The following is a 12,036-nucleotide window of genomic DNA, read 5'->3' as shown; positions in this document are numbered from 1 at the left end:
CAGGTCGGCTCGGGCACAGTACGGTCTGCCGCATGGCTACGACTTTCCCGCGCCAGCACGCGCGTACCCACCGGTTCACACTTGGGGCCCCGCGCGCTTTCACAGTCGCCCCGGACGGCTCGCGAGTCGTCTTCCTTCGCTCCCGCCACGGCACTGACCTGGCAAATCTCCTCTGGGTCCACGAGGTGGCGACCGGCCGGGAGTACGAGGCGGCCGACCCCGCGGTGCTGCTCGGAGGTGCTCCGGAGGAGCTCTCGCCGGAGGAGCGGGCGCGCCGGGAGCGCAGCCGGGAGGGCACGGCGGGCGTCGTCGGATATGCCACGGACAGTTCCGTGGAATTGGCCGCTTTCGCTCTGTCGGGCCGGCTCTACGCCGCTGAGCTGCGGGCGGGCACCGCACGCGAACTCCCCACGCCCACCCCGGTCGTGGACCCCCGCCCGTCCCCGGACGGCCGCCTCGTGGCGTACGTCAGCGGGGGCGCCCTGCGGGTGATCGCGAGCGACGACGACGGGGGCGGACAGCGCGGCGGCACGGACCGGGCGCTGGCCGAACCCGAGTCGGAGACGGTCGCCTACGGATTGGCTGAATTTATCGCCGCCGAAGAGATGTCGCGGAGCCGTGGCTACTGGTGGTCGCCCGACAGCGACCGTCTTCTGGTGGCCCGCGCGGACGACTCCCCGGTGGACCGCTGGTGGATCGCGGACCCCGCGCGCCCCGAGGCCGATCCCACCCGGGTGGCCTATCCCGCGGCGGGCACCGCGAACGCCGAGGTGACCCTCCACCTGATCGACGTGACGGGCGGCGGACGTACCGAGGTCGTCTGGGACCGGGAGCGATACCCGTATCTCGCACGCGTCCACTGGTCGGACGGCGGGGCTCCGCTTCTCCTGGTGCAGAGCCGCGACCAGCGCGAGGCGCTCTGCCTGACCGTGGACGAGGAGACCGGCCGTACGTCCGTCGCGCGGCGGCTGGAGGACCCGGTCTGGATCGAACTGTTCGGCGGCGTGCCCGCGTGGGCGCCGAACGGTGAGCTGATCACCATCGAGGACCGCCAGGGCGCACGGGTGCTCATGGCGGGCGCACAGGCGCTCACCTCTGCACGACTGCACGTACGGGCCGTGCTCGACATCGGCGAGGACGACATCCTCTTCTCCGCGTCCGAGGGCGGCGACACCGGCCGGAGCGCGCCGGGCGAGGCGCGGGTCTACCGGGTGCCGCTCGACGGCGGCGCCGAGCCCTCCCCCGTGGCCCCCGACGCGGCGGGCGGCGCCCCGCACTTCGCGTCGGCCGTACGGGGCGGGGACACGCTCGTGCACGTCGTCGCGGCGCTCGACGCGCCGGGGTCCACGGCCACGGTCCGCACCGCCTCCGGCGCCGGGGTCGTCCCCTCGTACGCCGAGACGCCCGTGCTGGCCACCGCGCCCCGGCTCGTCCACACGGGCAAGCGCGAGATCCCCGCGGCCGTCGTCCTGCCCACGGGCTACCAGGAGAGCGACGGGCCGCTGCCCGTCCTCATGGACCCCTACGGCGGGCCGCACGGGCAGCGGGTGGTCGCCGCGCACAACGCGCATCTGACCGCGCAGTGGTTCGCCGACCAGGGCTTCGCCGTGGTCGCCGCCGACGGGCGCGGCACGCCCGGCTACTCGCCCGGCTGGGAGAAGGCCGTCTCACGCGAGCTGGCGGCCGTGACGCTGGACGACCAGGCCGAGGCGCTCGCCTCGCTCGCGGAGACGTTCCCGCTCGACCTGACGCGGGTCGGCATCCGCGGCTGGTCGTACGGCGGTTACCTCGCGGCGCTGGCGGTGCTGCGGCGGCCCGACGTCTTCCACGCGGCGGTCGCCGGGGCGCCCCCCACGGACTGGCGGCTGTACGACACGCACTACACGGAGCGGTATTGCGGTACGCCTGAAGCCGATGCCGAGGTGTACGCCGCGAACTCGCTGATCACCGACGAGGGGCTGTCGGGCGCCGTCTCTCCGGTGCGGCCCCTGCTGCTGATCCACGGTCTGGCGGACGACAATGTGGTCGTCGCCCATTCGCTGCGGCTCTCCTCGGCGCTGCTCGCTGCTGGGCGTGAGCATGAGGTGCTGCCTCTGAGCGGGGTCACGCACATGGCCTCTGACGAGACCGTTGCCGAGAATCTGCTGCTGGCTCAGGTGGCCTTCCTCAAGCGTGCCCTCGGCGTCCAGTGAGCTTGGAGGGGGCTGCCTCCGGGTTGCCCCCTCCGGTGCGTTGCAGACTGCGGGAGCGTGCTGGCTGGGCGCGCAGTTCCCCGCGCCCCTTCGGGGCGCGCCCCGAAGCAGGCCCCGGAGGGGCCGCTTCAGGGGCGCGGGGAACTGCGCGACCGGCCGAGGCACTCCCGCAGACCGCGGAGCACGGTCAGGGGCAGCCCCTCATCGGCTCCTCGACAGAGAGGTCAGGCTTCCTCTAGGGCCTTGAGGGCCTTGTCGAGGACGACGTCCTCCTCGCGGGCCGCCGCGGAGGTCGTGCCCTCTTCCGGGAAGTGGCAGGCGGTGAGGTGGCCCGCGGTGTTGCCGGGGATCTGGACCAGCGGCGGTTCCTCGCTGGCGCACTTGTCCTGGGCCTTCCAGCAGCGGGTGCGGAAGCGGCAGCCGGACGGCGGGTTGATCGGGGACGGCACATCGCCCGCGAGGCGGATCCGCTCGCGGTCGGCCTCGCCCTCCGCGTCCTCGCCCTCGTCATCGATCAGCACCGCCTCGGGAACGGCGGAGAGCAGCGCGTGGGTGTACGGGTGGCGTGGGCGGTTGTAGATCGCCTCGCGCTCGCCCACCTCGACGATCTTGCCGAGGTACATGACCGCGACCCGCTCCGAGAAGTGCCGCACGATCGCGAGGTCGTGGGCGATGAAGACGAACGCGATGCCCAGCTCGCGCTGCACCTTCTGGAGCAGGTTGACGACCTGGGCCTGGATGGAGACGTCGAGCGCGGAGACCGGCTCGTCCGCCACGATCAGCTTGGGCTCCAGGGCCAGGGCGCGGGCGACGCCGATGCGCTGGCGCTGGCCGCCGGAGAACTCGTGCGGGAACCGGTTGTAGTGCTCGGGGTTGAGGCCGACGGTCTCCAGCAGCTCACGGATCCGGTTCTCGCGCCCGCCGGGCGGGTTGATCCCGTTGACCTCCATGGGGCCGCCGATGATGCTGCCCACGGTCATCCGGGGGTTCAGCGAGGAGTACGGGTCCTGGAAGATCATCTGGATCTCGGAACGCACGGGCGCGAGCTGCTTGCGCGAGGAGTGCGTGATGTCCTTGCCCGCGTACTCGATCTTCCCGCCCGTGGGCTCCAGCAGCCGGGTCAGCAGCCGTCCCGTGGTCGACTTGCCGCAGCCGGACTCGCCGACCAGGCCGAAGCTCTCCCCGGGGTAGACCTCCAGGTCGATGCCGGAGACGGCCTGGACCTCGCCGACCTTCCGCTTGAAGGGGAAGCCCCCCATGATCGGGAAGTGCTTGGCGAGGTTCTCGGCCTTGAGCAGGGGCTCGCCCGTGCGCCCGCCGCCCGAAGTCCCGCCGTCCGGTTTGGCGTCCTCGGGCTCTGGCTTGGTCAGGGTGACGTCGTCGGTCATCGCTTCACTATCTCCCTGTTCCTAACCCAGCCTGGGCTTGATCTGCTCGATGAACAACGTGTGCTTCTGCTCCTGCGTGAGGTGGCAGGCGGCGCCGCGGCCCGGGGGCAGCGGCGGCCGGTCGGCGGAGCAGGACTTGCCCCCCGCGACCTCGTCCACGAAGGAGCAGCGCGGGTGGAACGGGCAGCCGGACGGCGGCGCGAGCAGGCTCGGCGGGGTGCCCTTGATGGGGGTCAGTTCCTCGTTCACGTCGCCGCTGAGGCGCGGCATGGAGCTGAGCAGGCCCCAGGTGTACGGGTGCTGGGGCGCGCGCAGCACCTCGCCCACGGTGCCGCGCTCGACCGCGCGCCCGCCGTACATCACGAGGATGTCGTCGGCGACGTTCGCGATCACGCCGAGGTCGTGGGTGATGAAGATGATCGCGGAACCGAACTCCTGCTGGAGGTCCTTGAGCAGGTCGAGGATCTGCGCCTGGACGGTCACGTCCAGCGCGGTCGTCGGCTCGTCCGCGATCAGCAGGTCGGGGTTGCAGACCAGCGCCATGGCGATCATGGCGCGCTGCCGCATGCCACCGCTGAACTGGTGCGGATAGTCGTCGACCCGCTGCTTGGGGTTGGGGATGCCGACCTTGTCGAGCATCTCGATCGCCCGCAGCCGCGCCTCGCTCTTGGACGCGCCCATGTGCTTGCGGTACGGCTCGCCGATCTGACGGCCGACCGTGTAGTACGGCGAGAGCGCGGTCAGCGGATCCTGGAAGATCATCGCCATCTTGTTGCCGCGCAGCGTCTCCAGGGTCTTCTCCCGGGCGCCGGTCAGCTCCTGGCCGTCGAGCAGGATCTCGCCGGAGACCTCGGTCGTCCTGGGGTTGTGCAGCCCCAGGATCGACAGGTTGGTCACCGACTTGCCGGAGCCGGACTCGCCGACGATGCCCAGCGTCTGACCGCGTTCGAGGTCGAAGGAGAGCCCGTCGACGGCCTTGACGGTGCCGTCCTCGGTGTCGAAGTGGACGAACAGGTCACGCACCGAGAGAAAGGCGCCCGCTTCACCCTCGCCGCGTGGGGCGGGGACGTCCGCTTCTTTGGTCAGGGTGGTCATGGTGCGGGTTCTCCTAGGACAGACGCACGCGCGGGTCGATGAACGCGTAGGCGGCGTCCACGATGATGTTGAACAGGATGATGAAGGTCGCGGCGAACAGCATCACGCCCATCACCATGGGCAGGTCGGTGTTCTGCACGGAGTTCACTGCGAGTGTGCCCAGTCCTGGCAGTGAGAACGTCCATTCGGTGATCATCGCGCCGCCGAACAACGATCCCAGGTCGACGCCGAAGATGGTGACGATCGGGATCAGCGAGCCGCGCCAGGCGTAGCGGAAGAAGACGAACTTCCCCGACATGCCCTTGGCCCGCGCCGTCCGTACGTGGTCCTCCTGCAATTGCTCGATCATGGAGGATCTCGACAGACGGGTGTAGTTGGCCGTGAAGATGATCTGGACGACCATCCAGGGGATCAGCAGTCCCATGAACCAGCCGACGGGATCCTCGGTGAGGGGCACGTACTTGGGCTGGTCCAGCCACTCCAGGTTGTAGACGACCAACGCCAAGATGAGCGGACCGATGAAGTAGATCTGCATCGAGCTCAACACCAATGAGAAGGAGCTGAACGCCTTGTCGATCAGCGTTCCCTTCTTCCATGCGGCGATCATGCCCGCGCCGAGTCCGATCGTCAGGAAGACGACGGCGCCGCCGGCCGTGAGCGAGACCGTGGTCGGGAAGCGGTCCAGGATGGTCTCCCAGACCGGGTCCTGGTTCGCGAAGGAGTAGCCGAAACACGGTGCGGGGCAGTTCCCGACGGCGAAGTCCCGCCCGGCGAAGATGCCGACCATGAAGTGCCAGTACTGCATCGGGACCGGCTCATCCAGGCCCATGTTCTTACGGATGATGGCCAGCGCGTCCGGCGTGCAGTCCTTGCCGCACGCCTGCATCGCCGGGTCCCGGGGGACGGCGTAGAAGAGGAAGAAGGTGACGGCGCTGATGATCAGCAGGATCACCACGGCGCCGAGTGTCCGGCGGAAGAGAAATCGCAGCATGACGGGAACGCAGCTCTCGTGCGAAGCGGGTTGCAGTCGGATACGGCAGGGGCCGGGGGCCAGGCGAGCCGCCGGGGTACGGCGGGCTCACCTGGCCCTGGCACGGGCGTGCGTTACTTCTTGACGTACAGCGAGTTCGGCGAGATGTCGTGCAGGGTCTCGTCGAAGTACGCCCCGCCGATGTTCGATCCGAAGAGCTGGATCGTCTTGTAGTAGTGCATCGGAACGGAGGGCGTGTCCTCCTTGAGGATCTTGTCGGCGAGCTTCTGCCACTCACCGGCCGCCTCGTTCGGGTTGGTGATGGCCCGGATGCGGTCCATCTCCTTGTCCCACTTCGGGTTCTTCAGGTGGGAGTAGTTCGCCGCACCGTCCTGGACCTGACGGCCCTCGAACAGGTTCGGGATCACGGTCGACGCGCTCGGCCAGTCGGCACCCCACGAGTTGTGGTAGATGTCGTACTTGTTGTCCTTGACCTTGCCGATCTGGTCGTAATAGGTGTCGGCGATGACGTCCTTGCGCTGGACGTTGAAGCCGGCCTTCTTCAGGTTGTCCGCCGCCGCGACCGAGAAGTTCTGCCACTCGGGAGCGTTCTGGTAGGCGAAGGTCAGCTTCATGCCGTCCTTGCCGGACTCCTTGAGGAGCTTCTTCGCCTTCTCGACGTCGCCCTGCGGCTTCTTGAGCTTGCCGAAGGGGTCGGTCGGCTTCTGGCCCACCAGCGTCGGGCTGATGTAGTTGCCCGCGAGCTCACCGCCACCGCCGCCGCCGAAGGCGGAGACGATCGACTGCGAGGGGATCGCGTAGGCGATGGCCTGACGGACCTTCTTGTTCTTGATCCGGTCCGTGTTGATGTTCAGGTAGCTGACGTACGACTGGAAGCCGGAGACCGAGCGCTTCTTGACTTCCTTGTCGGTCCGGACCTTCTGCATGCTGGACGCGTCGACGCTGTTGGTGAGGCTCGTCGCCGTCTTGTTCTCACCCGCGTCGGACATCAGGCGCTTCGTCGAGTCCTCGAAGGACACGCCGAACTGGATGTCGAAGGCCTCCGGGTACTGGTTGCGCATCGGGTCCGTCTTCGGGTCCCACTCCTTGTTCCGGACGAGCTTCATGCTCTTGCCGGACTTGAAGGACTCGATCTTGTACGGGCCGGTGACCAGCGGCTTCTTGTCGTACTTCTGCTTGGTGTCCTTCTTCTCGGACACCACCGCGTAGCCCGCCATCGCCAGCGCGTACGGAAGCTCACCCTGCGGCTTCTTGAAGTGGAAGACGATGGTCTTGTCGTCCGGCGTCTCCAGCATGCTCTTGGGCAGGTGCTTGCCCTTGTACGGGCCGTCCGGCAGCTCCTTGCGGGACTCGACGCTGCCCTTGCCCGTCATCCAGGACTCGATGAAGGTCGGGCCCTCGGTCATGAAGGAGGCGAACTTGCGCTCGATGGTGTGGCGCATGTCCTTCGAGGTGATCGGCGAACCGTCCTCGAACTTGATGCCGTCCTTGAGCTTGTACGTCCAGGTCTTGCCGCCGTCCGACTTCTGGCCGCTGTCGGTGGCGAGGTCGCCGACAACCTCGTACTTGTTGTCGCTGGTCTTCTTGTACGTGGTGAGACCGCGGTGGATCAGCTTGGCGAGGGCGCCCTCGTCGCTGACGTAGATCTGGCCGGGGTCGAGGTGCGCGAAGCTGTCGCGCTGGAGCAGCTTGATCGTGCCGCCCTCCTTGGCCCCCTTGACCTCTGCGGCCGGGCCGGCAGACGCCTTCTCGTCCGCGAAGGTGTAGGCGACGTCCTCGCCCTGCTTCTTGGCCTTGGTGTCGCTGCCCTCGTCGCTGCCCCCGCCGCCGCTGCTGCAGCCGGTGAGGAACAGCGCCCCTGCGGCAAGCGCCGCGAAGGCAGCGCGGGCTGGTTTGATGCTCGCTCTGCTCATGGTGATCTCTGCACCTGCCTGTCGATAGTCCGTCGCTGCCTGACTGATGCCGTCCGGGGTGGCAGCACCCCCCGCTCCCTCGGCGACAAGGCCGTCCCGCGCGGCCGTCATCGGCCCGCCTTGGGGTCGAACGCGTCCCTGACCGAGTCTCCGAGCAGGTTGAAGGCGAGGATGAAGATCACCATCGCGCCGCCCGGGAAGAACATGTAGGTGAGGTCGCTCTGATAGACCTCGGCGCCGGTCGCGAACATCCGCCCCCAGTCGGGGGTGGGTTCGAGCATGCCGACTCCCAGGAAGGAGAGGCCCGCGATGGCCGTCACATTGTTCGGCAGCATGTAGGTGGCCTGCACCAGGATCGGTGTGACCAGGTTGGGCAGCAGCTCCTTGCGGACGATACGGGCCGGAGGAGTGCCCGCCACCTTCGCGGCCTCGACGAACTCGCGTTCGCGCAGCGAGAGCGTCTGGCCGCGCAGCAGGCGGGCCAGCGTCATCCAGCCCAGCAGCCACATCACGTAGATGAGCACGCAGGCGCGCATCCAGGTGGGCATCTCGTCCGACTGGTCCACGAACACGGCCGTGACGACCGGTGTGAACGCCACGAAGAAGAGCTGGTTGGGGAAGGACATCATCAGGTCGGTCAACCGGCCGAGGAAGTAGTCGGCCCGTCCGCCGAGGTATCCGCCCGCGACCCCGATCACGATGGCCGTCACCACCGAGAGCAGGGTGATCGCGATCGCCAGCGAGAGCGAGGTCCGGATTCCGTAGATGAGCTGCGTGAACACGTCGCGGCCCAGGTCGGGCTCAAGGCCGAACCAGAAATCGCTGCTGATCCCGCCGTTGGGCTTCACCGGATAACCGTTGTCGTTCAGCAGCTCCCCGATGGGAGCCTGCTGTCCGTACCTCGTGTACGGATCCTTGCCGTACAGCTTCGAGATCAGCGGAGCCAGCGCCGCGATGGCGAAGAACGCCAGCACGATGCAGGCCGAGATGACCCCCGTGCGGTCGCGCTTGAAGCGCATCCACATCAGCTGGCCGGGGGATCGGCCCACAAGGTCGTTCGACGTCTTAGCCACTCGCGTAGAACTCAGGCCGCCGTCTTCGGGACCAGGGGTGTCGGCCCCGGCTGTCGCAGCAGCCTGGGAAGGACTCGTCATCGCGTATGTGCTCCCGCGCTCAATTCTCGCCGGAACCCGAATCGTTGGCCTGGATGCGGGCTGGGTTGAGCGGACTTTCGCAAGCCAATTAAGGCGGAGTCAAGGGGTGTTGTGCCCACCGCACGCCCGTCCGGGTTTTCTTGAGCGAACATTGTGCAGATCGAGGTCAGTACGTGCTTGACACCCTCGGCACCGAGGGGACATAGCGCCATAAGTATGCCTCAAGCGCCTTAACAGGCTCGCAACTTGGCCGTCGTCTGACCGATATCCGGCGCATCCACCCTGAAGTGCGTACGTCCTGGGGGCGATCCTGCTCGGTCGCATGTTCGTAACTCCCGCCCGAGAACGCTTGTTGCCCGTGTCCTGCCGCGGGTAGATCTGGGTGACCGCGACCACACACCACGGGGGGCCAGAGGTCCATGGGCCAGGACAGAACACTCGCGCGGGGCGCGCGGATCTTCGGGGCGCTGCTCCTGGCCGCCCTCGCGCTCCTCAGCCTCGGCTGGATCATCCGTGACTTCACGAAGGCCAGTGAGGTCACGGACGTCTGGTGGAACTGGTCCGGCGCTCCTTCGCGCGCGGAGAACGGCGAGATGTGGACGACGTCGTTCGCCGAGCCGACGCTGCTGCTGATGTACGCGGTCGCCGCGGTGACCGCCGCGCGCTCGTCCTCCGCCGCCGGAATACTCGCCTCCGCGGGCACGCTCACCGTGGTCCTGCGCGTCCCCGGGCTGTGGAACCTCAACGCGGACTGGCTCCAGGGGATATCCGACGGTCTGAAGAGCAAGGTGCTTTTCAGCACGATCGCGATGGTCGTCATCGGCGTGATCCTGGTGATCACCGCGATAGCCGGACGCCGCCATTCCGAACCGGCGGGCGGCTACGGATACGGCTTCCCCCCGGCGTACGACCCGGCGGAGGAACCCCCGGCGGGCCCCACCCGGGGCGGCGCCGTGACGGCCTTCCTGCTCCTGACCGCCTCCGCCGTGGCGATCGGCGGCTGGGAGATCTACTGGTGGCAGGACCGCGGCTGGGACTTCTACGAGCGCACGCTCACCGGCGAGCGCAGCATCGTGGCGCTGCTCGCCGTGCCCGGCGGCTGGTACGCCTGGGCGGTGGTCCTCTTCGCGCTCGTCGCGGGAGTCGCGGCCCTCGCCGGGATCCCCTTCTCCCGTCCGCTGGGCCTGCTGGTGAGCGCCCCGCTGGCGGGTGCCGGACTCTTCGCGACCTCGTTCGCCGTGAAGATGAAGCTGATCGAGAACTTCGGGGACCTCAGCACCCGCGAGCAGCTCAACATCGCCACGGGCGTCTTCGAGATCGTCGCCGGGCTCGCCGTCCTCCTCGCCCTCTCCCCCAGGGGCGACCTCGACGCACACCTCGTCCCCGGCTTCCAGGACCGCTCCCCCGGCCCGTACGGGCCGCCCGTCAACCCTCCCGGGGGCCAGGGGAACTGGTGACCGGGGCCGGGGGCGGGGCCGTGTAGAGGGATTCGATGCGGTCGGCGTAGCGCTCGGTGACGCGGGTGCGGCGGACCTTCAGGGTGGGGGTGAGCGTGCCCCGTTCGACGGAGAAGTCCTCGTCCAGGACCGCGAAGGCGCGGATGCGGGCCGGGCGGGCGACGCGGGCGTTGGCCGCCGCGACGGCCTCTCCCACGCGGGCATGGATTCCGGCCATGTCCAGACCTTCCGTAGCGGCCGGATCCACGGTGACGAGGGCGACCGGATACGGGCGACGGTCGCCGACCATCACCGCGTGCGAGACGCACTCGGCCTCCTCGATCAGCCCCTCGACCTCGGCGGGGCTGAGGTTCTTGCCGCCCGAGGTGATCACGAGGTCCTTCTTGCGGCCGGTCAGGACCAGGTAGCCGTCCTCGTCCAGGCGGCCCAGGTCGCCGGTGTGCAGCCAGCCGTCCTCGTCGAGGGCCTCGCGGGTGGCCGCCTCGTTGCCGTGGTAGCCGGGGAAGACGCCCGCGCTGCGCGCCAGGATCTCGCCGTCCTCCGCGATCCTGACCTCGCAGCCGGGGATGGGCCTGCCGACCGTGCCGGACCGGTGGGCGCCCGGGTGGTTGAGGGAGATGACGCCGCCGGACTCGGTCATTCCGTACCCCTCGTAGACGGTCACGCCGCAGGCGCGCAGGAAGCGCCGGGTGCCGTCGGAGAGAGGGGCCGCGCCGGAGACGGCCCAGGAGAGGCGGCCGCCGAAGATGCCGCGTACCGGCTCGTACAGCCGGGCGTCGGCCGCCTCGTACCGCTCGCGCAGCGCGCCCTCGGGTTCCTGGCCGCTCTCGCGCAGCTCGGCGACCTCGTTGCCGAGGCGTATCGCCTCCTCGAAGCGCGCGCGGCCGTCCGGAGCGCTGGACTCCGCCGCGCGCCGCACCGTGGCGTACACCTTCTCGAACAGCCTGGGTACCGAGGGGAGATGCGTGGGCTGCGCCTCGGCCAGCTCGGACACGATGTTCTCGATCCGGCCGCCGAAGAACCAGAGTTCACCGCCCTGCACCACCGAGCGGAACTCCACGAGCTGGGCGAGGAGATGGGCCAGCGGGAGATAGAGGTACGTCCGCGCGCCCCTCTCCCCGCTGCCGACCAGCCGTCCTGTCGAGTCGTGCAGGTAGGAGAGGTTGCCGTGGGTCAGCAGGCAGCCCTTGGGCGGGCCGGTCGTGCCGGAGGTGTACACGATCGTGCACAGGTCCTCTGCCGTGACGGAGGCGGCGCGCTCCAGCAGTTCGTCCTCGGTGCAGGAGCGGTCCGGGACGCGCATTCCGGCCATGAGCAGCACATGCCGCAGCGCGGGCAGCCGTCCCGCCTCGCGCAGCGCGCCCACGCGCGCGGCCTGCGCCTCGTTCTCGCAGATCACGACCGAGGTACCGGAGTCGGAGAGCACCCACGCCGTCTCGTCCTCGCCCGCCGTCGGATAGACGGGCACGACCACGGCGCCCGCCTCGAACGCGGCCAGTTGCGCGACGGTCCACTCCGGCCGCGTCTCGGAGAGAAGAGCGACGCGGTCGCCCTTCGCCACGCCGAGGGCGCCGATGAGGCCCCGCGCCACCGTCCGTACGTCCTCGCGGAGCGCCTCGTACGTCGTCACCCCGCCCGCGCCGCTCAGCGCGGGTTCCGGGCCGTGGCGGTCGGCCGCCCATTCGGCGAGGAGGGCGAGGGTCGCGGGCCGGTCACGGTCGGACATGCGGGGCCTCCCGGGTGCGTTCGCGCCGTCGGAACGGGCGTCTTGCTTACCGGACACTGGCCTGGCGCACGGTAGCGAGCGGCACGCGAGGGGGGAATGCCCCGTGCGGCGTCTCCTAGT

General features: G+C 69.1%; 8 protein-coding genes. 2 read left to right on the top strand and 6 right to left on the bottom strand.

The window, feature by feature from the left end; translation table 11 throughout:
• Nucleotides 1-32 precede the first annotated feature (32 nt).
• Nucleotides 33-2,192 carry a prolyl oligopeptidase family serine peptidase gene (locus ACGF3A_RS04130; RefSeq protein WP_393725543.1) on the top strand — a complete coding sequence of 720 codons (2,160 nt, stop codon included), beginning with the start codon at nucleotides 33-35 and terminating at the stop codon, nucleotides 2,190-2,192.
• A gap of 224 nt (nucleotides 2,193-2,416) precedes the next feature.
• Here the strand turns inward: ACGF3A_RS04130 and ACGF3A_RS04125 are convergent, their stop codons facing one another.
• The 5 genes from ACGF3A_RS04125 to ACGF3A_RS04105 form a co-directional block, all read right to left on the bottom strand.
• Nucleotides 2,417-3,580, bottom strand: a complete 1,164-nt coding sequence (locus ACGF3A_RS04125; RefSeq protein WP_393725541.1) for an ABC transporter ATP-binding protein — start codon at nucleotides 3,578-3,580, stop codon at nucleotides 2,417-2,419.
• A gap of 21 nt (nucleotides 3,581-3,601) precedes the next feature.
• The gene (locus ACGF3A_RS04120) at nucleotides 3,602-4,675 is read right to left on the bottom strand and encodes an ABC transporter ATP-binding protein (protein WP_393725540.1); all 1,074 of its coding nucleotides are present in this window, start codon (nucleotides 4,673-4,675) and stop codon (nucleotides 3,602-3,604) included.
• Nucleotides 4,676-4,688: 13 nt separating this feature from the next.
• Entirely contained in the window at nucleotides 4,689-5,666 is a 978-nt protein-coding gene (locus ACGF3A_RS04115; protein WP_393725538.1) for an ABC transporter permease, read from the bottom strand.
• Nucleotides 5,667-5,779: 113 nt separating this feature from the next.
• Entirely contained in the window at nucleotides 5,780-7,276 is a 1,497-nt protein-coding gene (locus ACGF3A_RS04110; RefSeq protein WP_393727131.1) for an ABC transporter substrate-binding protein, read from the bottom strand.
• 410 nt (nucleotides 7,277-7,686) lie between these two features.
• Nucleotides 7,687-8,733 carry an ABC transporter permease gene (locus tag ACGF3A_RS04105; protein ID WP_393725536.1) on the bottom strand — a complete coding sequence of 349 codons (1,047 nt, stop codon included), beginning with the start codon at nucleotides 8,731-8,733 and terminating at the stop codon, nucleotides 7,687-7,689.
• Nucleotides 8,734-9,152: 419 nt separating this feature from the next.
• Between ACGF3A_RS04105 and ACGF3A_RS04100 the strand changes: the two genes are divergently transcribed.
• Nucleotides 9,153-10,190 carry a hypothetical protein gene (locus ACGF3A_RS04100; RefSeq protein ID WP_393725535.1) on the top strand — a complete coding sequence of 346 codons (1,038 nt, stop codon included), beginning with the start codon at nucleotides 9,153-9,155 and terminating at the stop codon, nucleotides 10,188-10,190.
• Here the strand turns inward: ACGF3A_RS04100 and ACGF3A_RS04095 are convergent.
• Entirely contained in the window at nucleotides 10,159-11,916 is a 1,758-nt protein-coding gene (locus ACGF3A_RS04095; RefSeq protein ID WP_393725533.1) for an AMP-dependent synthetase/ligase, read from the bottom strand. The two genes, ACGF3A_RS04100 and ACGF3A_RS04095, sit on opposite strands and share 32 nt — an antisense overlap.
• Between the last annotated feature and the right edge of the window lie 120 nt (nucleotides 11,917-12,036).

Source organism: Streptomyces sp. NPDC048172 (assembly GCF_043202595.1).
Taxonomy (GTDB): domain Bacteria; phylum Actinomycetota; class Actinomycetes; order Streptomycetales; family Streptomycetaceae; genus Streptomyces.
Note: the sequence above shows the minus strand (reverse complement) of the source record. Positions and strands in the feature narration are given on the sequence as shown.